This window comes from Halosolutus halophilus (genome assembly GCF_022869805.1).
GTDB classification, from domain to species: Archaea; Halobacteriota; Halobacteria; order Halobacteriales; family Natrialbaceae; genus Halosolutus; species Halosolutus halophilus.
The window spans coordinates 2,101,451-2,124,552 of sequence record NZ_CP094974.1 but is presented as its reverse complement, the minus strand read 5'-3'; the positions used below and the strand labels follow the sequence as shown (position 1 = coordinate 2,124,552).

The 23,102-nt window shown below is 57.7% G+C and carries 10 protein-coding genes; 5 read left to right on the top strand and 5 right to left on the bottom strand.

Annotated elements, in window-relative coordinates:
- Positions 1-53: 53 nt before the first annotated feature.
- The 5 genes from MUG98_RS10360 to MUG98_RS10340 all read right to left on the bottom strand — a co-directional run bounded on the left by MUG98_RS10360 (position 54) and on the right by MUG98_RS10340 (position 10,119).
- Positions 54-2,933, bottom strand: coding sequence for a UvrD-helicase domain-containing protein (locus MUG98_RS10360; protein WP_265112046.1), 2,880 nt, complete (start codon positions 2,931-2,933; stop codon positions 54-56).
- The gene (locus MUG98_RS10355) at positions 2,930-5,590 is read right to left on the bottom strand and encodes a PD-(D/E)XK nuclease family protein (RefSeq protein ID WP_265112045.1); all 2,661 of its coding nucleotides are present in this window, start codon (positions 5,588-5,590) and stop codon (positions 2,930-2,932) included. Before MUG98_RS10355 ends, MUG98_RS10360 begins: the two co-directional genes overlap by 4 nt.
- Positions 5,591-5,760: 170 nt before the next feature.
- A complete protein-coding gene (locus MUG98_RS10350) occupies positions 5,761-7,449 on the bottom strand; it encodes an ATP-binding protein (RefSeq protein ID WP_265112044.1) in 1,689 nt (562 codons plus the stop codon).
- 90 nt (positions 7,450-7,539) lie between these two features.
- The gene (locus MUG98_RS10345; protein WP_265112043.1) at positions 7,540-9,825 is read right to left on the bottom strand and encodes an MBL fold metallo-hydrolase; all 2,286 of its coding nucleotides are present in this window, start codon (positions 9,823-9,825) and stop codon (positions 7,540-7,542) included.
- Positions 9,826-9,846: 21 nt separating this feature from the next.
- The gene (locus MUG98_RS10340) at positions 9,847-10,119 is read right to left on the bottom strand and encodes a hypothetical protein (protein ID WP_265112042.1); all 273 of its coding nucleotides are present in this window, start codon (positions 10,117-10,119) and stop codon (positions 9,847-9,849) included.
- A 112-nt stretch (positions 10,120-10,231) separates the two neighbouring features.
- Here MUG98_RS10340 and MUG98_RS10335 point away from each other — a divergent pair, with 112 nt between their 5' ends.
- The 5 genes from MUG98_RS10335 to MUG98_RS10315 all read left to right on the top strand — a co-directional run bounded on the left by MUG98_RS10335 (position 10,232) and on the right by MUG98_RS10315 (position 22,806).
- On the top strand, positions 10,232-12,775 hold the full coding sequence (locus tag MUG98_RS10335) for a Piwi domain-containing protein (RefSeq protein WP_265112041.1): 2,544 nt from the start codon (positions 10,232-10,234) through the stop codon (positions 12,773-12,775).
- A gap of 215 nt (positions 12,776-12,990) precedes the next feature.
- Positions 12,991-15,564, top strand: a complete 2,574-nt coding sequence (locus tag MUG98_RS10330) for a DEAD/DEAH box helicase (protein WP_265112040.1) — start codon at positions 12,991-12,993, stop codon at positions 15,562-15,564.
- A 155-nt stretch (positions 15,565-15,719) separates the two neighbouring features.
- Entirely contained in the window at positions 15,720-16,643 is a 924-nt protein-coding gene (locus MUG98_RS10325) for a PIN domain-containing protein (protein ID WP_265112039.1), read from the top strand.
- Between the two features lie 466 nt (positions 16,644-17,109).
- Positions 17,110-21,963: a sacsin N-terminal ATP-binding-like domain-containing protein gene (locus tag MUG98_RS10320; protein ID WP_265112038.1), complete on the top strand. Its 4,854-nt coding sequence runs from the start codon at positions 17,110-17,112 to the stop codon at positions 21,961-21,963.
- A gap of 135 nt (positions 21,964-22,098) precedes the next feature.
- Positions 22,099-22,806: a DUF604 domain-containing protein gene (locus tag MUG98_RS10315; RefSeq protein ID WP_265112037.1), complete on the top strand. Its 708-nt coding sequence runs from the start codon at positions 22,099-22,101 to the stop codon at positions 22,804-22,806.
- The last annotated feature ends 296 nt before the right edge of the window (positions 22,807-23,102 follow it).

Sequence of the window (23,102 nt, the reverse complement as noted above, 5' to 3'; positions counted from 1 at the left end):
GGAGGCGACCTAGAGGCATCGATGGTTCAGAATGTTCGTCAGATTACACGAGCTTATCGTTGGTCGCTAGCGAGTGCCGCGAGTTCTGCCTCCGATAATGGGTCAATCTCTACTTGAGCGTCTTCGGCCGTATAGAAGATCGATGCAGTGACGGTCCGATTACTGAACCAGTCTTCGAGGACGTGGTAGTAGACGCTGAGTTGGATCCGGTACTCGGTCTCAGCATGCCGAGTGAGGTCCGTTTTGAAGTCGACGATCTCGACGGTGTCGTCCGTCACGTGAACCAGATCGATCACACCTGAGAGCGTGACCTGCTTACCATCGATTTCGAGCGGGAGGTAGGCTCGCTCCTCGACGCGCAGTTCTCCCGGAAGACTGTCGAGGAACGCCTCGATGTGTTTCTCGTCGTCACTGTCGGGAGTTACGTCCTTGTCAAGTGCGTAGTCCTCGGCGAACTCGTGAACCTGCGAGCCGAAATCCATCCCTCTTCCGCCCGACACATCCTCGAAGATACTGTCGTCCATCAGCGAGTGCGGCGAATACCCTTCTGGCCCCGCTGGATCAGGAATGTCGACATCGAGTTGCGTCTGATTCGTCTCATCGACATCTACTGCTGAGACGACCGGCTCGAGCGACTCAACGTCAACTGGCAACTCCTCGAGGAAGGTGTTCGGTTCGTCGCCCCCTGTGAACAGGAGGTGGTTTTCCGCCCGCGTCATTGCGACGTAGAGGAGGCGCCGTTCTTCGTCGTGCTCGGTTGGTCGGCATTTGCGGAGGACGTCGGCTCGCCAGTTGTCGTAGACGTACGGGTCGCCGTGGGCGTCGTCGTAACACTTCCGCTGGCGGAGCCCAGTCGTCTCGGAGTACATGATCGTGCCCTCGGAGCCGCCGCCGGGCGGGAACTTTCCGTTGTTCATGTTCCCGAAGATCACGATCGGATACTCGAGGCCTTTGACAGAGTGGACCGTCTGGACGGTGACCGAATCGGCGCCCGCAGCTGCCTGTACTTCCTCGGTGTATCCGTCCTCGGTCCCCCGTTCGATGATCCAAATCAGGTCTCCACGCGTCATCGTCGTCGACCCATAGATCGACTGGACCGTCGTGAGGACGACGTCCGCCGTCGCCCCGTCGTAGCCGTAGCGATCGAACACGCGCCGAGCGACCGCCGTGTGGGTCTCGAGTGTCGACAGTTCGGCGCGAAATGCCTCCATCTCGTCGGGATAGGCGGCGTGTTCGAGGATGTGATCGATCTCGTCGAGCGTATAGCCGGCGCGCTCGAGCACGACTGCCCAGCCCCGTTCGGCGTCCGACCCGTCCTCGAGGATGCGCAGCCATGCGAGCAGGAGTTTGGCTTGATCGGTCCGGAAGAGTTCGATCCCGCCCTCGTAGGCCATCGGGAACTCGTACGCCTCGGCCGTCGAGAGCAACTCGCGGCCGAAATCACGGGTTCGAGTGAGAACAGCGATATCCCCGTACGTCGGCGGCCGCAACTCGCCGTCATCTTCGACCGCGTACTCGGCGTTGTCGACGATCTCTTGGATCTTCGTGAGGATCGCCTCGTGCTCGTCGGTGTGCTGAAGAGCCTCGATCTGTGAGTGATCACGGTCGGTGTTCGCGGTCAGCGAGACGACGTCCTCGAGGACCGACTCCCGATCGACCGACTCGTTGCTGCTCCCTGGAGTCACGAGCGCGTGCTCGGAGAAATCCAGGATCGACTGCGTCGAGCGGTAGTTCCGCTCGAGTTCGATCGTCGTCACGGGCTCGAGCGGGAACGTTACCCGGTCGGCGTCATCATTCAACTCGCCGGCGAAGCGCTCCAAGCGGGACTCGAACTCGGTGATGTTCTCGACCGCCGCGTACTGGAAGGAGTAGATGCTCTGTTTCCAGTCGCCGACGACGCAGAAATTGTCCGTCCCCGACAGGAGCAACGCGAGTTTGAACTGGATCTCGCTCGAGTCCTGGAACTCGTCGATCATCACGTACTCGAACTCGAGGTCCTCGCGGAGCTCGCCGTCCTCACAGCACAGGACGAACGCGAACAGCTGGAGGAACGAGAAGTTCAGGTAGTTCCGTCCGAGTGCGAACTCGAGATACTCGAAGTAGACATCGTGGACGAACGCGATGAGGTGGTCGCGGTCCTCGGTGAAGACTCGTTCGGCGACGTCCTCGGGGACGGCCTTCGAGCCGTACTCGCCGCGGAGTTCGCTCCGATCAGGAGCGTCGGGCAGGTAGCACTTGTTCCTCCCGTAGCGACCGAGACGGGAACGTAGTGTCGACTGCTTGCTACCGCCGTTTCGCGGCTGATTCACCTCGTCGAATGCCTCCTTGAACGCCTCGAAATCTCCCTCGAGAGCCTCCCTGCCATCGCGATACCAGCCGTCTGCGGTCGGAAAGATCCCCTTCGACGCGAGATTGTTGAGTAGATCGAGCAGTTCGGTCGGATCGGAGAGACACCGGAGGAGGTCGGCGTATTCGTCGTGATCGTCGCTGAACTGATCGACGAACTCCTGAAAGTACTCCCCTTCGATGGTCTCGTTCTCGAGGATCCGCGTCGAGCCGGTGATTGCGTCGTCGATCCCGAGATAGGTGGGCGCATAGAAGCCGTGTTGATCGAGGATGTCGTTACACAGGCTGTGGAACGTCTGAATCGGCGCGTCGTTGAGTGCCCGCATATCGTAGTCACACTCGGCGACGATCCGATCTTTCATCTCCGTCGCCGCGTTGCGCGTGAACGTGATCAGGAGGATATCGTCAGGTTCGACGTCGGGTTGTGTGACGATATTCGCGTAGCGCCGGGTCACGGTGAACGTCTTCCCGGTCCCGGCGCCGGCGTCGACGAGATACAGTCCGTCCGTACTCTCGATGAGTTCCCGCTGGTGGTCGTTCGGCGACGGCGTCTCGGTTGCTGACCGCTCTTCGATCGGTGTCGTCATCGCTGCACCTCCGCGTCTTCAGCTCCGGTCGCAGTCGGATTCTGTGAGTCGTTTCGCGCGGAGCGGGGTTCGGTGAGAAGCATATCGCGGTTGTCCACGTAGCGGTAGTTCGGTTCGCCGGCACGGCCTTCGACCGGGAATCGGCCGTCGCCGCGACGGTAGCGGTTCAATTCCCCGAGTTGCTCGTCGACGAAGCGTTCGAATTCATCGAGATCTTCGACGAAGTATCCCTCTTTCCGATAGCTGCAGAGATGTCTGAACGCTTGCGTACAGCCCTTCCTGACGTACTTGTAGTCTCCAACGTCGTCGATCAGTCGTTCGAGGAGCGCCTCGCCGAAGGGGGAGTCGGTCATCTCGTCAGCGTCCCGCGTTCTCGGAACCTCGTGGGTATCGAAGACGGTCAGATACGTCTCGTAATCGGTCTTCGAGAACGTCTTATTGCACTTGTTGGCGGCATCGTCCCGGAGTTCGTCGAAGACCGTTCGGGACTGGACGAACTCGTCGAACGCAATCGGATGGTACGTCACCGTCGTCAAACAGTCCTCGAGGGAGCCGTTGCCGGTAACGACGTCGTCGAGCGTTTCGAGGAAGTGGCAGAACGTGAACTCGAGGCCCTCGTCGGGCTGGTGCTGCCGCCAGTGCGTGAGGTAGCACAACGCCTGAAAATCCGGCTTGTCGCTCGGGTCGTCGATCGAGGCGTGTTTCGTTACCTGTGTCGCGGCGTTTCGACTCCCGCTCTTGAAATCGACTAACTGCGTCGGTGACTGCACGAGATCGATCTTCCCCTTGAGCCGAAGCTCGTCGTCTTCGAACCACCGTTCGGTCACCGGCGAGTCGACTGGTCGATCGAAGTATTCCGCGAAGAAATTCGCTCCCCAGCCGCTCGACGGCGTCAGGAACGCCGTGTCGACTGGCGCGTGTTCCGCGAGGTACTCGCAGATCGTCTCGAGGCCGATTCGATATCGCGTTCGCTGCGTCTCAAGGTCGGTACTCCGATGAAACGCGCGCGTTTCTTCAATCATGACCTCGACAACTTCCTCGAGTCGCGTCTCATCGACGAACCCGGGATGATTGACGACGAACTCGGCGAAGTCGTGAAAGATGTTCCCTTCGACGAAATAGTGCTTATCCGGCGTCTCGACGAGTCGTCCGAAGCAGTAGTCTCGCGGAGAGTTCGCGTAGGTGTTCAGACTCGACTGACTGACCGTCTCGACAGGTTCGGGTTCGACGGCTGTATCCAGCGGCTCCCGTTCAAAGCCGTCACCAGTCGTTCGCCCCGTCCGCGCGTGCCGGATCGACGCGAGATCGCTGAATCGTTCGAACTCGCTATCGAGCAATTCGTCGAAGTACAGACACGGTGTGACGGGTGAGCCACCGGCCGTATCCTGCACGAGATAGTGCCGTTCGACGCCGCTCTGGAGGAGCGATTGAAAGCCGTCGATGTTTCGCTCGTACTCCTCGTCGCGATCGACCCATGGCCGGTTCGGTGAGTCGTGGGTCCAGTCTTCGTCGAGTCCCAAATAGAAGACGACCGGTCGGTCGACGAACGACGCTGATTTCGCATCCGCCAGCAGGACCCCCTCGTTGTCCCGATCGATCGGCACCTCGTAGGTCTCCAGATAGAAGACGAGTTGATCGATCCCGTCGGCCGTGATCGACTCTGCGAGTAGTCCGAGTCGCTCGAGTTCCTCGCGGAACGCCTCGAGCGTTCGTCCCGTGCGTTCCTCGTATGCATTGAGCGCCTTCGCGAAGGTGAGCGTGTCCGCACGCTCGCTGAACTCGCGCAGCCAATCGATCTCGGGCTCGTCGACGTCGGTGAGTCGCTTTTCGTCGTGCTCGACGGGCACCGTTGCATCGAGACACGAGAGCAGTGGCTTTACGGAGCGAACGCGGGTATCGGATCCGGCCGTCGTACACCGAAGTAACTGGACGAACGCACGGTGGTCACGTTTGTCCATGAAGCCAGGGCCGCCGTAGTACGGAACCCCAGCCGTTTCGAGCGCCGACTCGACGAGCGGTGAATACTCGCTGCTCGCATCGAGGACGATCCCGATATTGTTCGCATTGTCGCGCGTGACGGTGTCGAGAACCGCATCAACGATCGCCGCCGGCGACTCGAAGATTCGAAACGGAGGCAGTTCGAATAGGTCCTCGGTGAATCGGTCGATCGAATCGTATTCGTCGGGAAGAATCGAGCGTTCGAGGTTCGTCAACTGACGTTCGCCAACGACTGCGACCGATTCGTCCCTATCGACGTCGATCTCGTAGTCTGCAAGGAGCCGCGAAGACGTCTGCAGCGAGGTAATGATGTCGACGACGGTTCTGGTCGCTGGCGTGTCGAACGCCTCGTACTCGAGGATTGCGTCGGCGCTTCCTCGATACTCCCAGCACTGGAGGACGTTGCCGACGCTGTAGGCGATTTCCTTCCAGCCCAGCTCGGTCCTGTCGATCACCTCGAGGAACGCAGTCCGGTCCTCCGCGGTCTCCCGACGCCGCGTCGCAAGCCGTCGCGGTGTGATCGCGAACGGGCCGAAATGAGGCCGTTGGAGGCGTCGATTGAGGGCGTCTGCGAGCGGCGAGTCGGGGACGATCACGAGGTCGTAGTCGGCGACCTCGTGATACAGCCGATCGATCGGTTTCGACTGCTTGAATGTCACGATGCATAGCGTGTTGGATTATCGGACAATAAGTTTGTATGTCGACTGTCCTAGACGGGTATTCCAGAGAAATTCTCTCGTCCCTCAGTGGGTTCGATCGAGATTCTCGGAACGATATCTGAGATGAGTAATTATTCGAAGAAGGCGGAGAGAAGACGGTATAGAGATAGTCAACAGATCAGTAAGAATACCCAGTACGGCAGGTAGCAGATATCGTTATCGTCACGGGAAACACGTAGTGATCCCTGCTCGAGTACGTCCTTCGGAAGACTATCTGTGATGATGAACCGACATGGTGCTTCGTAGTTGTAGTCCTGTAGCTCCTCGCTATCGGGTTTCGTATGTTGTCCGGCAGAAGGATCGAATTCGACCGCGGTTTGTTCGGCAGCGTCTGTATAGGGATGGTACGAGAGGACGAACGGCAGAACGTGGCCCACGCGCTGAAGGACGTAATCTACGAGTCCGGACTCCGTCTCGCAGTATTCGACGTCGTAGGCGCCGACAGTGAACGCGAGACGCTTCGCATGGTCGAACGCGACCGTTCTGGCTAATTTGTACTCGAACTCATGATTGAGTGTGCTTTCGTGACTGTACTCCTCGAATCCATAGTGTTCCTGACGCTGTGAGAGCAAAACAACGTGCCGGGGATTGCGGAGATAGAGACGAGTTCGCCGATACCGACGAAGCGAGTAATCGTGAGACTCAGAGACTGCGATTCCCTCATCCAATGCCTCGAGATAACTGTCGACCGTCCGGCGATCGACACCGATTCGATCACTGATATCTGTGTACCGAAGTTCTTCGCCGGCTTGACTCGCCGCGATCGAACTGAGTTTATGGAGATTTTCGGGCTTTTGAATGGATTCGTGCTTCGCTAACTCCTTGTATAGATACAGCAAAAAGTGTGATTTGGTGAGTTCATTTCGTACCGACGCGTCACCAGCGCGGTGTACCGTCCCACCGATCTGCAAGTACTCACGCGACGCATCGTGGAGATCGTCTCGCTGACTCGGTGAGAGGTGTTCGAAATAGAGCTCGTCGAGGGACGCGATCGCGTCATCGATACTGGCTCCACCGTCTCTCAAATCGAGCGACCGTCGAACAGCCTTGATCGGTGCCGGTCCGGGTAATCCGTCCGACTGATATGCTTCGAGCCGCTCCCGGAATTCGGAGCCGAAATCTACCTGGAATCCGCCCTCGGCGGCACGATGTTGAACCGTATCGACGAATTTCATCGGGAGTACTGGTGTGGGGCCTTCGAACGCGTCTATTTCGTCGGCATCCGATCCCGTCTTGAGATCGACTTGCGAAGCGACGATCCCCGTGAGAAACAGATACGTTCGTTGGTTTACAAGATCGAGAAGCTCATCGCGTTCGTCTTCCTCGAGATTGAGCGCACCGACGTCGTCCAGGAGTATGTACTTTCGACCTCGCCGCGGAGCAACGTGTGAGTCGAAGTAGTCTACGACTTGCTTCAACCGTGTAATCGCATCGTCTGGGCGCTCTAAGTGATAGAGGGACGCTTCGAGTGGGACATATAGTATCTGACGTGGCGATACCGATCCGACGATTTCGTGATCGCGTCCGCCTTCCGGAAAGTCGGTCGTGTCCAGCAGTGCCGCGATGAGCTGCTGGAAGAGCGTCGTCTTTCCGATCCCGGTCTGTCCGTAGATCTGGTAGACGAGATTCTCCGTGCCGTTTTGTCGCGCTTCGTCAACCGTTTTGAGAAGTTGGTGAAAGTCGGAACGCGGAGTGAGTGAGGCAGCTTCCACGACTGTCGCCGGTCGATCCTCGCTCCACCACTCGTTGTGGCGCTTGGCGTCGGCGATAAACTCCTCTTCACTACCTGCGTCGGTCATTGTCTCTCCTTTTTAGCGGTCAGCATAAATATTCGTGCATCTCAATTGCGCTATTTCGATTTTCCTGTAGATGGACTGTACTACTATCAATTACAAGACTCGTCGCTCGAGAGCCGCCTGAACGACTTCGTCCGTCGTTTCGTGGGGACAGTTCTCGTTCTCGGTCGTCGCGACGATGAGTTCATCCATTTCCTCGAGGGCACGAACCGGTAGCTCGCGATCATCGACGTCGAGACCGATCGCATCGCAGAGCGTCCGGACGACGAAGGACTCCGCGTCCGATGTGTCGTCGTTCGCAGCAGTAGTTGCGATGAGCTTCTCGAGTGCTGGATCGGCATCGATCGTGAGTTCTCGTTCGGTGACTCCTGCCGTTTCGGACCACGGTTCGTTGCCGCGCAGCGCTTCCGCGAGGTATGTTCTGACTGCCGACTCGACGAACGATTCGGTCGATTCGCCCTCGCTACTAGCGCGATGTTCGGCGAGTGTTCGAATCGCGGGATCGATTCGAACGGTTTCAGTTACTGGTTCGTCGGTCACCGTTCCTGTCGCCTCCTCAGTCGTGGTTTCACTCATTGTCGAATCCGAATCTGACGTCTCCTCGTCCTCGGCCTCGCTCCCAGTTCGTTCCGTGTACGAGATCTCCGTCGTTTCGTCGGCGGTTTCCGTCGCGGTAGCGGATTCATCCTCTTCACCGCCGTTGGTTTCTTTTCCGCCGGTTTCCTTCGTATCGGCTTTCGGTGTCCGTTCGGCAGTAGTCTCGTCCGGGGAGGTATCGCTCTCCGCTGACGCCGAGTCGCACAACACGTTGATGACGGTCGGATTAGCGATTTCGTCAGCTACCTCTGTCGGATCTGGTGTGATGTGTTTATTGTCACTGGATGGCTGGCCAACGGTTCGATACAATCCCCCATCGGTCACACAAACAGGAGCGCCGCGTGCGTTCTGCGTGGTATCTGTCTCCGCTTCGGGCTCCACGGTAGTAGTCGCCATTGCCTCTTCGCTGTGCCCGATATGGAGTTCTTCACGGAGTCGAGCGACATCGACACCTTCTCGTTCGAGGTCGGCCGTTTCTCGCCGCTCGAGTTTCGGAACACTCGCTGCTGCTTGCAGGACTCCGTCTCCGAGGTCGATCGTACTTCGTTGCTTGTCGCGATTGCGCACGCGTCGCTTCGTGGCATCGCCGATCCAACCCGGGGCACAGAAGCTTCCATCTAGATACAGCTGCTCCGTCCCGGAACTGCCGGTTGCCCACGTATATGCGTCCCACTTGTCCTTGTACCGCTCCAGAGATCGGCCACGCTGGTGCGAAACGACGACGTGAGTCGGAGCGATCGTTTCGACGATCTCGTCGAGAATCGCTTCAGTCGGATGATTCGAGAACGCGAACGACGAAACGGTTCCAGCGAAATCGCCAGCGTCTTTCGCGGTCGTGGTTCCTCCTTGTACCTGTACCAACGTCGCGTTCCCGTCGTCACGAATCGCCTCGAAGAGTCGTTCGCTACTTCCTTCGACTGGAACCTCCGGCCCAGCGATAGTTACGGTCCCTTCCTCGAGGCAGTCGTGAGGAATCGCAAACTCTGGGACGGTATCTACGTTCGGATAGTCGTATTCCAGCGCATCGTAGAGTTTCGCGACCTGTCCGACGAGGGTAACTGGGATCGCGTAATCGAGTTCGTGCTCGATCGAACCGAGAAGCGTCGCCAGATGAACGCCAGTCAGCCCGCTTGCCGTACAGAGCGTCTTCGATCCGGCGTTCGCACGAGCGGCGAGCGTTTCGACGATACCCGTGATCGTCTCGTCGACGCCATCGTTCGTCGCGGCCGTGAGGAACAGTGCATCGACCTCGAGGAACTGCTCTGGATCGAATCCGACGTATCCGCCAGCCTCGCGTCGTGTGAAGTCTCCGGTAGCGAGCGCACGGAAACTCTCTTGGCTATCACGGGCTCGAATCAGGAATCCGCACGCTCCTGGCGTATGCCCCGCTGGCACGGGGGCCACGCTGATGTCATCACCGACGACGTCGACCCAGTCGTCGATCGCTTCGACGCGCTCGAGTATCGTGTCCGTATCTGACATCGAATGATGCCGTGCACCCTCTGCTAAGACGTCCTCGAGAATCGCTGCCGTTCCGGGAGATGTGAAAATCGGTGCGCCGTCACGATGGGCTTCGTCCAGCGATTGGTAGTGATCGAGGTGCGCGTGCGTGAGGAGTATCGCTGCCAAGTATTCGTCGTCACCGAGTAGCGTCGATGTGTCGACACCGTCTCCCGCATCCACGAGAATACAAGGAGTCCGCAGCTTGCATTCTTGCTCGATCCGAAGAAGAAACGACTCGTTGCCCGCCCTCGGATTCGCATGCTCATAAGAAATCTCCATACTACCGATAACATGCTCTAGTCATATAGTTGTTTCTACTAGGGACATTGAAAACACGCTAAATGGAAAATGCCACTCCCCCACTTCGAACGAATACTCAGTGAGTTCCTCGCCGGCGAAGACGGTGACCTTCACGTGGACTCCGTTTAGATCCGAACAGTGGACGATCTGCCCCCACGCATCGTGTTCCGGTGTCTGTTCGATCGTATCAATGCGAATCGGAATCGAAAGCCCGTACTCCCTCTTCCAGTCAGCTGTGACGAGGAAATCGGCAGTCGAAAATGTCGAATCCATATGTAATATCGAGTCCCAATAAGGATTTTTGAGAACGGTATTTTCTAGATAGCGTTTTCTGAAATACGCTAATGGAAAAGTATTTAGGGTTATGGACATCTTGTTCGAATCGATGCCGACGCAGTCCGATATCGAGGACGAGGAACGAATCGATATGCGGGTCAAGGTCCTTTCCGAACTGGACCGGCCCTCTAAGAAGATGGCAAAGCGACTTCGCGTTCGCGACACCGACGGCAACGAGTTTCCGCTTACGATCTGGAAGAACAACGCCCTGAGCGACTTCGCATGGGAACGCGGTCGGTGGTACGAACTCGAGAACGCGCGCGGCAACGAATTTCGTGGCGAAAAGAGCCTGAACGGTTCGTCACGACTGCATGCAGACCCGATTGATAATCCGACAGATTCCGATCAGTCACAGCAGTCCACGACAGTCGAACCAACTGATGAGTTATTTGATAGCCTAGAAGATGGGCTGCCCTACCTCTCACTGTTTCCGATCGACCGTAATTTCGAAACCGTAGACGTCTACGAGTATCGGATCGAGGCTGACGGACCGTTCGATGACGATCCGATGGACGTAACGTATAACCTCGCTGCGTATCTTCGATCGTGTAGTAACGCCGCCGTCACGCACGCTGGCGTTTTCTCGGTTATCGCGACCAGTCGATTGACGAACGAGCATCCCACACCGTTCGAATTAACGGACGAGTCTCAAGTGACGCTTCAGGCAGATAACGAGGCAGACAACGAGCGCCTTATTCGGCTACTCCAGCAAGCCTTCAAAACGGCAGTCGACGATGAAACGTACGAGACCGGCCGCGTCGATCGCATCCGAACACAGGACCCGGTCATCACAGGGCAGGATGGCCTCTTCGAGGCGTGTCTCGCGTACACTGCACGTCTCGAAATTCTCCCGTCCGGCAAAGCGTTCGCCGGGATTGACGTTAGTCACCAGGCCCGAAGTCAGGTCACCGTCGACGAATACGTTGATCGAATCAATGCGTCCGTCGACGAACTCGTCGATACACCTGTCGAACACGATCCGGAAACGTACGAAAAACCGGGTAACGGCCGGCTCAAAGGGTTTGCAGACGTAACGTTTACCGATCCCGTCGATGACTTCGGGAATCAGTCGCTCGCCGACTGGTACGAGCAAAAGGGCCGCATCTCCGATGACATGCTCGATCGGCTTCGATCGGAAGACCCGCAACTCGTCGAAATACAGTACAATCCCAATTCCGACGAGACGAATCTTCATGTTCCGCAGTTACTCCGGGTCGCTCCGCGCAAGGAAATCGTCAAGAAACTCGCGCCGACGTTCCACCGTAAATGGGACCGTTCCGCCAAGATGCTTCCCGACGACCGGTTCCGAAAGGCGACGCAATTCATCGCTCATCTGGGTTCGCTTTCCGAGGTCGACGCGCAGGTCGAATCGACTCCCGTCGGACCGAACATCTCGTTCATGTCTACGGAGGTCGACCGTTCGGACAACCTGCGATTCGGCGACGATCAGACTGCGACCCTGCCAAAGAACGGACTGAAGCGATACGGGATCTATCGCCGGCCATCGTCATTCCACCTCCACTATCTCGTCCCCGAACACTACGCTGGCAAGTTCGAGCCGTTCAGAGGGCAACTCGAACGACAGCTCACGTCCATCGGCTGCGCACCGGACGACATCTCTTACGACGAGTACGAACTAGGGAACGCGATCGAGTACAATACGACGGCCGCAGCGGTCGACGATGCCGACCTCGTTCTCGCTGTCGTTCCCGCACCGAACAACGACTTCATCCGGGACGGGACTATCGACGATCCATATCCCGAGTTCAAGAAATCGCTTGGTAAGCAGACCATCCCGTCACAGATGGTCCGTGGAGACAACCTCGACGATAGGTGGATTCTCCGGAACACTGCACTCGGGGTGATCGCGGGTGCCGGCGGCGTTCCGTGGCGCGTCGACGAGATGCCGGGCGATGTTGACTGCTTCGTCGGCCTCGACGCGACGCGCGACCCGGAGACTGGACAGTTCCTCGGTGCGAGTGCAAACGTCGTCCTCTCAGATGGGACCGTCTTCGTCTCGAAGTCGCAATCGCTCCAGTCCGGCGAGACGTTCGACGAGAACGCTATCGTCGACGTTCTCAAGGATGTCCATCGCGAGTTCGTACGTGAAGAGGGTGAATCCCCCGATAACATCGTGATTCATCGCGATGGCCGCCTCTTCGAGGACGTCGATACCATCCTCGAACCGTTCGACGAAACGGACATCGACATCGATATTCTCGACGTTCGAAAGAGCGGTGCTCCGCGAGCGGCAGTCTATCGGGACGACCAGTTCGAGGTCGATCACAAGGGCCGACTCTTCGTTGCCCAGAGCGGCGACTACGGATTCCTCACGACGACCGGACGTCCGGAGTTCGATGACGACGACGGACTCGGGACTCCACGGTCGCTTCGAGTCGTTCGACGAGCAGGCGAGACGCCAATGCGGACGTTACTGGAACAGGTATACTGGCTGAGCGAGAGCCACATTGGGAGTGCACAGCGGAGTACACGCTTACCGATCACGACGTACTATGCCGATCGCTGTGCCGAACACGCTCGAGAGGGATATCTCGTCAACGGAGAACTCATTCGCGGTGTCCCGTACCTCTGAGCCAGCGCTGCTGTGAGCTTCGAACCAACCCGGATCAGTACGTTCAGACAACCATTCCACGACAAATGCAATTTGACATTCCGATCGACACCGCCGAAACGGACAATAGGATCGAATTCATGCCGAACCTAACCCTTCTCTGACAGTACAAACTGTCGTAGGGCATCGATTCGATAGGCGAACATTGAAAATGTCACAAAGCCATCGAACACTCAATGGACCAGCGGCCTGATATTGAGGAGATGATTTCTTGGCTCCAGGATCGAGGCTATTATTCCGACCAGATCGTTCACCATGAGATCGTTGACGGTCAGGAAGCTACGACAGACGACCTCGAGATCGAACCACCGGTAGCGACTGCACTCGAGCAGAGGGGTATCTCTAATCTTTACACGCATCAGGTTCGAGCGATCCAGGCAGTTCGAGAGGGGTACAACACCGTAGTTGCGACACCGACTGCGTCCGGAAAGACGCTAACGTACACTGTACCAGCGCTCGAACGCGGCCTCGAAGGAGCGGGAAAAACACTCTACGTTGCCCCCTATCGCGCCCTCATCAATGATCAGGAGCAGACCTTTCGTGAGGTCACTAGCGAACTTAGGTTTGGTGAGAGCGTTGATATTGCTGTCCAGACCGGCGAAACAGAAACGTCCGAACGACGAGCTATCAAGCAGCGGCAACCAGACGTTCTCCTGACGACTATCGACCAGATTCACCTAAGTCTCATCCCGTTTGCTCATGGACACAATCACTGGCGGTGGCTGTTTCAGCAGTTAGAGACAGTTGTCCTCGACGAGGTCCATATGTATCGGGGCTACTTCGGAAGTCACGCTTCTCTGGTCCTTCGGCGACTGAACCGACTGTTGGATCATTACGATACGGATCCGGAGTACGTTTGTTGTTCGGCGACGATTGGAAATCCGGTTGAACATGCAGCAGCTGTTACGGCCCAACCAGAGGATTCGTTCACACTCGTCAACGACGATCGGAGTGCGTCCGGCGACCGTCACTGGCTATTCTGGAATCCGCCGTTGAAAGAGGAGACCAATGACTCTGCCTCAATTGACGATCCAGCCGTCGATCCTGATGGAGAGATTCAAGCTGGTCACAATGAAGAGTCTCCTATCGCTATCGCGGCTTCGACGAATGGTTCCCAAGAGGACAGTCACTCACGATCGAACACCGACAACCGACAGGCCAGTCCAATTTCCCCACCAGCTGGACAATCTGTAGTTGGGCCAGACGAACGCACCGTTTCTCACCACGACGAAGTCGCCGGCGGTGAACGGCGTTCACAACATATCGAGTCAGTACGGCTGTTCTGCGACCTCGTTGCACGAGGCTATCAGACGCTCGTGTTCACATCGGCCCGACAGGGGGCTGAGCAGTACGCGAACTGGGCCGACAAGGAACTCCGGTCGTGGGGTCATCACGACCTCGCTGACGATATCTACGCTTATCACGCCGCTCTTGACGGCGAACGTCGGCAAGAACTCGAGATGGCCCTCCGAAAGGGAGAGGCACGTGGAGTCTGGAGTACGAACGCACTTGAACTCGGGATCGACATCGGAACGCTCGATGTAGTGTTACTCGATGGGTACCCGGGAACGTCGATGAGTACATTCCAGCGAGCAGGCCGGGCCGGCCGCGGCGAGGACTCGTGTCTGGTTGTACTGGTTGGAGCTGATAATCCATTAGATCAGTATCTGTTGCGTGATCCAAGTCAACTGTTCGAGAGCGGAGCTGAACAAGCTACGGTCAATCCCTCGAACGATGCGATCCTTCCCGATCACGTCGTTTGTGCTGCTTCAGACCATTATCTCTCGCCAGATGACGAAGAGTACTTCGGACCGGATCTTCCTTCTATAGTGACCGACCTCGAAGCAACCGAGCGACTCCGGCGTGTTGATGGTGATCGGATCCGATGGAATGCTGTTGAAGATAATGTCCAGTGGGAGACGAACATTCGAAGTATCGACGAGCGTGAGATTACGCTTATTGACCGCAATCGTGACGAACACCTTGGGACGCTCGAATATAGCGCAGCGCTGCGAGATGCTCACCCTGACGCCATCTATACCCACCAGAAGCAGTCTTACAGAGTCGCCGAGTTGAATCTAGAGCGCGATCGGGCGTACTTTGAATCAGTGGAGACATCAGCTTACACTCGGCCGCTCCGTGAAAAAGAGATAACTATTGAGGATACGGTAAACACGGAAACAGTAGACTACGGTGGTGTAGCGTTCGAAAAGACGCTTGCTCGAATGACGGTGGCAGATTCAGTCACTGGATACCTCCATTACACGCATCCGAATGATGAGTCGCCTGCTGAACAAACGTTCGACAAGCCGTTGCCTCCGGCGACGGTGGAGACAACGGGATTATTCTTCACTGTTCCCTCAGAAGTCGAGGCATCCATCACTGCGCAAACTGAAGAACAGGATGAATACCTGAGTGCCCTTCATGCGATCGAACATGCGCTTATTTCGCTGTATCCGCGTGAGGTACTTTGCGACCGGGCAGATATCGGTGGATTATCGATCGTAGCTCATCCACAGACGGTGCGAGGAACGATCTTTGTCCATGATATCTATCCTGGAGGTGCAGGATATTCTGCAAGTGCGTATGAACAGTTGGAAGGGTTACTCGAGCAAACATTGGAGCTTGTAAAAGGGTGTAGTTGCGAGGAGGGCTGCCCCTCATGTATCCATTCGCCGCATTGTGGAAATGCGAATCGTAATCTCGACAAAGTTCTTTCAGTTGATCTCTTAGACGCTATTCTTAACTAGCCGACTCTGTAGTTTCGATCGGTGAGAAGATCGCTACTGCGTTATTGCTACAGAAGGAGGAATTACTCCCGGTCCTAGCATCTGATATCGGCGTCATTCAGTTATCCACTAGAGCCAAAATATTGATTGTGTGCTGGACAACGTTATCAAAAGCAATGGGCGCTCCCTGGATTGAGCGGTTTGCTCCAACATCAGAAATACAACTTACCAAGCACTCTGGTCGGGTTGGTGCTGTAGATGCACTGAATTGGGTGACGAAGATGGCTACCGGCGTTCAATCAAATGTTCCGTCACACATGTGGTCAAATTCAAATGGAAATGGTGTAGCGCATGTGATTGGTACGATTAGCGGTGTCAGGAAATACATTCGATCTGATATTCCGCTGATATTTATATATGACGGAGAATTTTCAAGTTCGGTACGGCAGATGACTGATCCAGGTCGGTCAACAGAGGCAACGCCCTATCCACAAAGCAGGTTTTTCAAAGAATCAACAGCAAAAATTTTGGATGCTCTTGGTATCCCGTTTATTAAGGACTATCCATTCGACGGAGAAGCGGGCGCAGCCGTTTTGAACCGCGATGGTTATGCTGATTTTGTGTTATCAAATGACTGGGATACGCTTCTATTTGGTGCAGAAGTCCAGATACGGGATTTTACTGGCCAGGGGTCAGAAGTGTTAGCTAATCGGCGGGCGCTTGAGGCAGAAACCGGGTTTTCACAAAAGGAACTAGTTGATATAGCCATTCTTGTCGGAACGGACTACAACGATGGACTTCAGAATGTAAGTGCCGAATCTGCGATGGATGCACTTGAAATGTATGGATCACTCGAAGCCGTATATGATCGTGTTGACGATCCAATGCCGGAAATTGTAGATGACTTACGTGATTTGTTTCTTGACCCGCCATGCTTTGAGGGCATAGATTCAGCTCTTCTCAATGATCCACCGATCCCAAGCCCTAATCTAGATACTGTTGAAGCGCTGTTGGCGGAATATGGGGTACCATCTCAGTTCATCAATCGTGAACTAGATTACCTTGAGCGTGCCGTTACCCATGCTGAATCGGTCAGTTGAAGTATCCCTTCTGAAGAAGTACTTAAAAGACTCTTCACGGCATAGCATATTGCCTCGAGTTCGGTTAATCCGAAACACCCTTATCGACACCGGATTCCACAAAATTCCGAAAATTCAGTACCACCTGAGATCGGACAGATATGGTCGAACATCGCCAAGGCAGTCGTCCGGAACTCTGCGATCGAGCGCCCGTCAACTGTTATCGTAGATTCCCGCGGTCATCTGATCCGTTGTACTAAACGCAGCCGATGCAGCAGAATCTGTCCAGGACTCAACAGCGTCGGATCCGATGCCTGGATCACGACGGCCAGGGGTACAAATCATATGTCGCGGTGACGGGGCCGTGGACAGCGAAGCCGCGGCTACCGAGATTAGCCGACTTCTCGGTGAGGAACCGGAGTGATTTGGACCGAGAAGCCAATCATAGCCAGTGGCTTTTTCAATTGATCTTAGAATTATATATTCAATGCAGAATACAATACTGGCGGAGAGACCGTGTGTCAGGGACTTGCGCGAGTCGCGGCTGAACACGTATCGAGAGATGCCGAACGACATCTCCTCGCACTACAACGATGAGGGGGAGAACGAGGAGAATTACTACGGCCGGTTCGCCTACGAACTGATCCAAAACGCGGACGACGCGGTTGGGAAAACCGACGATCCGGAGAATCCGTGCGTCACGCGGTTTGAGCTGGAGACCGGCTCGGACCCGCATCTCATCGTAGCCAATTCCGGGTCACCCGTTGACGACGAGGATGCACGGGCCCTGACCACCATTGGGGACACGACCAAACGAGACGCGGACCGGAAAGCGACGATCGGGCACAAGGGACGGGGATTCAGCGCTGTGCTCGAGATTACGGAGCATCCGTACGTGTTTTCGACGGATGTCTCGTTCATGTTCGACCGAGCCCGCTCCCGCAAGCGGATCGAGGAGGCCATTGCCGAACTGGACGAGTGGGAAATGGACGATATCGCGGGGATCCCGCTCATGCGGCTTCCCTTTGCTCCGGATCGCTGTCCATCACGGGTGGAATCGCTGCTTCAGGCTGAGCACGAGACGGCGTTCTACTTCCCACTTCGTGAGGAAGCGGTCGCAGACGTCCGCAACGCGCTCGCTGAACTCGACGAACAGACGGTACTCTTTCTCAACAATTTGAATCGCCTCGAGGTGGCCATCGATGGCGAGACGACGACCTGGGAGATCGGTCGGCACGACAGCACCATCGGCGCGGTGTCTTCGGACGTCGACAGCGTGAAAATCCGCCGTCGCGGAGCCACGCCGACCGAAGTGGGATATCTCCGATTTACTCGAGACGAGGTCGAGATCGGGGCACACACGGCTGGCATCTCGAACAACACGTGGGGGGATGTGGCGCACACGCAGGTGAGCGTCGCAGTTCGAGCCGACCGCCGAGACGACGGCACGCATCTCCTACCGGTGCGAAACGATCCCCAGGCCCACGTGTTCCTGCCGACGGAAGAACGGTCGCCGATCCCGCTACTCGTTAACGGCGCGTTCGACTCGAATCTGTCCCGCAAATCGATCGACATTACGGAACACAATCTGGACTACAACCGATTTTTGATCCGCGAGGCTGCAAACATCATCAGTTCCGATATCGCCACCGTCGCTCGCCGGACGGCGACGACGGCCAGCGAGTTTCTCGCCTGCCTCAACTTCACCACGTGGGCCGACCCCGACAGCCGGGACGACAACACGTTCCGAGATGAGTTAATTCGCGCCATACAGGACGAGATGGCCGACGTCGACTGTGTGCCCGTCGGCGACACCACCGATACGGGGACGACGCACGTGATGCCGATGCAGACCCTCATTCCCTCGATCCTGGACGAATCCCGAGAGGCGATAGTCGATTTCGTGGACCACTGGGACGGCCGGCACGTCGAACTCGACGACGACACGACCTCGATTGCGGGATTCTTTCCGCGGGCTCAGCTGCTCGACGCAGAGCACGATCACGTGCCTGACGTTCTTCGAACGCTCGGCGCATCGGCGTTCCCCATCGAGTACCTGCCGAAGCTGCTTCCGGAGCTGCCGGACGATTGGTTCGCGATTGACTCGTATCCCCCGGGCCCACAGCGCACGGCGACGGATCCGGTCATCGAACTCGTGGCGGCCATGTGGGAGCCTCTCGATGACGACGCCAAAGAAACGTTTGCCGCCGCCGCTCGGGCCCAGCCGCTCGTTCCCGTCGGCACCCCGTTCGATGACGGCTCCGTGACCCGCGTCCGTGCCGACGACACGGAGCTGTACCTCCCGCGAGAAGACGGGGAACTCGACGTCGACATCCCCGGCGTGCGGTTCGTGACCGAATACGTGTATCGACCACGAAGTCGGCTCGGCAGCCAGGCGCTACCGCCGACGGTCGAGTCGCGCCAGAGCGTCATCAGACAGGTTTGGCGACCCGACTCGTTCCAGTTCGAAGAACTCGTCCGAACGACGGTCGCTCCACGGCTCTCCGGAGGTCAACAGTCCGAACGGGGAGACGGGACAATCGACATCGGCATGCTGGCGCTGTTGCGGGAACTCGGCGAGGAAACTGCCGACCCTGACGCGCCTCTCCCGCTGCGCGACCGATACGACGCACAGCCGCTCTATCGACTCTGTCAGCTGCCCGTCCCGATCCAAAACCAGGGGTGGTGTCCGGCCCATCGGGTGTACTTCGGTACGGACTGGCTCTCGGACGACGTCCGCAGCGTCGAGCGGCTACTCGAGAAGGCCGAGATCGATGCACCGATGCTCGTCTCCCCCGAAACCATCGCGGAGCGGTTGCGAGACCAGGGGTTCGACCTTGAGGACGGAATCGACGTGTCGGCGTGGTTTGAGTTCCTGCGCTGGATCGGCGTCTCACCGCACCTTCGCCTCAGACCGTTTTTCGCTCCCGACGAACAGCGCCAGTTCTCCGCAACGGTGGCTGAGGGCGTCGTCGACCGGCCGTCGAACGGGACCTCGGTTCTCGGCGACCTCGACGAGGACACCTGGGAGGCGTACCGCGATCATCTCAAGGCGGCGCTCGACGGCATGTCCGCCGGTCGCCAAAAGTACGATTCGATCCACGAGGTAAACAGCTTCGAGTTTTGGGAGACGATCCATCGAAAAGCCCGATCGGATACGGATGTCGGGCAAGCCCTGATGGATCACCTCATCGCGTGGTGGGAGCCCGTCTTCTCCGATCACCGCGTGGCGACGCTAGCAACACACTCGGTTGGCGGATTTTCGGGACGTAATTCGAGCTCGCAATCCAGCAGTGAGCTGCGTGAAGTCGGGACGAATCTGTGGCTGTGGCAACTCCAGACTGACGCTTGGTGTCCCAGCTCGCGAGGCGCCGTCGAACCTTCCACCATTTGGGATCCTCCGCAGCGGCAGTCGATTCCCTTCACCATCGGCGAGCAGTCCTTGCTGCCGATTCTCGAGCGCGGCCTCGATCCGGCCGAGTACGAGGCCCAGCCACTACTCGAAGACCTCGGCATCCGACGCCATCTCTCATCGGAGACGTTTACGCCCGTCGACGCGCGCACCGTGTGCGAGGGGCTGGCAGACGTCTGCCGCACCGGCGATATCACCATCGCCGAGTCGCTCCGCGACATTCAGCCGATCTACAGACAGGTGCAGGATCTCGCGCCGCCGGTCGACGAACCGCTTCCAGAAGACAGCGCGTGGCAAGATGCGACCGCCGAACTCGCGAACTGCCCGGTGCTCTGTCGGGTGAGCGGCACGTTCGAATTTTGCGACGCGCGGGAGGCCTACTTCGCCCGCTCCCCGAGCGTCAGGGCAGACTACCCGTTCGACGATCTCCCCTTCTTCGTTCTCGAAGAGCAGCGATCGGCCCGGTTCGGGCAGTATTTCGGCCTCCACGATTTCACCGCCGCCGTCATGGAAGATGGCGAGCCGATCACCGCCCGAGAAGACAGAACGCGGGCAGTTACCGACCATCTGAAGTCCTGCGCTTCCCACATCCTCTGTCGACTCGAGGCGGAGCGTCCGTCCCAGCGGCTCATCGACCGTGACCGTGACAGAATGCGGTCGTTCCTGAACTCGCTGACAGTCGTCGAGGAGATTCAAGTAACGTACACGCTCGATCCGATCGGTGACGAGACAGAGCGGAAGAAGACCACGACGACGGAGTTCTACATCGAAACACGACCAGATGGCGCAGTCGAAGAGCGATTCCCGTACGCCGTTCATCGCGAGCACGAACGGGAACAGTGGCAGCTGTTGGCCCGCGCATTATGCGCATATCTCGATGTGACGCAATTCGAGGGAATCGATGCTCTGCTTTCGGCCTCCACAGACCAAGAGCGTCGCCAGTACCTCCAGTATGCGAATGCACCGTCGTCGCCGGATGCAATTCGCCAGAAGCGATTGCGGCTCGATGAGTCTGAGAAACGATCTCCACGAGGGGAGTTCGGAGAGCCCGAGCCGGTCGGTGGACAGGGCGAGGACGGAGATTCTTCCGAGCGCGAAGAGGAGGCCGACTCGGAAATCAGCCAGACGGAACCCTCCGAGCAGTCAGTTGCAAGTGATGTGCGGTCACCCCCTGCGGAGCTGTACGACGCCTCGGAGCTTCGAGTCGGAGGCGAGCCGATCCCAGTGACGCCGTCGTCGACAAGTGCGATCGATTCGGCGTCGGACGCCGACCTGGAGTCGGTTGAAGAAGTTGGTATCGATTCGGAGGAGTCGGCGTTACGGGAGACATCGCCGAGCGACCGCAGGCGTGATCAATCCCAGTACGATGTCGAAGATCTGGGCGCCGCCCTCGTTGAGGCGTGGGAAGCGACGCGGCTTCGCAGGGAACACCCGGACTGCGACGATCCCAGCGAGTTCGTGTTCCGAACCGATGAACGGCATCTCGTGGACGCGGCGCGAGAGCATCCGAATGCAGCGCGTGCGTTCGAAGTGCTGGAAACGGAGGCGGGAATCCCGGAGCACTTCCCCGGGTTCGATCTACTGACGGTGAATCCGGAGACCAAAGAGCCTGATCGACTCATCGAGCTCAAGGCGGCGACGTGCCGACGTCGTAAGCCATCTGTCTCGTGGAACGAGTGGACGACAGCCCGAAATGATTGGATTCAGGCCCGCGAAATGCCACTCTACTACCTCTATGTCGTCGGCCATCTCTCGAAGCGAACAAGTCCCGACCCCTACATTCGAACGATTCCAAATCCGTTCCGACTGCTAAACGCGCAGGTCGAACGCGAAGTTACGGTCACACAGTCCGTTCAAGTTGACGTCAACGCGTTCACGGACGAAGAGCCGGTGCTCGAGGTCCCTGTTGCGACGCAATCAAAGGAGTAGTAGAAGTTCAACCGCGTGACAGACGGACATCCCTTCTCACAATATCGGTGACCATATTAACCGCATCGGGCTGCTGAGAGCGGAGCGTCTAATACCAGTGGGTAGCTACACTCGCTGGTCTCGTCAGAATTCGAGGTGGGCACAGTCGGTGAGGATACCGGGACCGATCACGGTGCAGCCGAGCATCAAGGACCCGTCCTTTCGGATCTCACCTCGTTGGTCTTTTCCGACAGCGCCGTGGATTTCGTCCCGTCCGGTGGTCCGGAGTCGACCGACCTCCTGGGAACCGGAGATGTGTCGCTCAACATCTCGAGCGGATCGCAACGCGGCGGCGGCGGTGGCAGGTCACAGTTCCGCGGTCAAGGCCAGCATGCCGAGGCGTTCGTCATGGCCAGCGTCCTCGGCCGAGCGGCCGGCTGGCTCGAGGAGAATCCGAGCGGCGTCCTCCGACAGCTGCGCAGCGGCTTCAACCAGTTGCACCGAGACCAGCGGAACGCCGAGTACAGCTGGCATCTCGACGGCGTCTGGGAGGAGAACCTTCTGCCCCTGCTGGACGATCCAGAGGGACTCACGGAATCGATGATCGTGGACTGGCGATCGTGGATCGAGGAAGACGGCTTGCTGACCGCCCACCCGCTCGTCGAGTTGGTCAACGTCACGATGGAGCACGGGCCGGGCTTCGACGTGATCGATCCGTTCGGTCCCCGAGTCGACGCAATCGAACAGCGCGTTCGGCCTCAACTTCGCTCCCGTCGAGGTGAAGGCGGTCGACGGAACCGAACCGCCGTTCCGGTTCCGGTTGACGACGAACGAGTATCGCCAGTGCAAGGCCTTCGTTCGTGACTCCGATGCACCCTACGTCGTTCGGCTCGTCTCGGTTCCCGAGGCGGGGACGGCGAACTGGCCGGCACAGAGCACGGTGGCAATGGAACAGGTGATCGACTCGGTCGACGATCTGGACGCGATGGTCGCCGAACAGGGGTTCGAGCGCGTCGTCAAAGGCGGATACATGAACCTGAACGTAGAGTAAATCTCCACGAAAGAGGGATGTTGAACCCTTCTTTTGCGATCCGCTAGTGAAGGTGGTGTAGCAGTTTACGGAATCCGATCCGGCTCCATCCGGTAGTGGCAATCGTTCA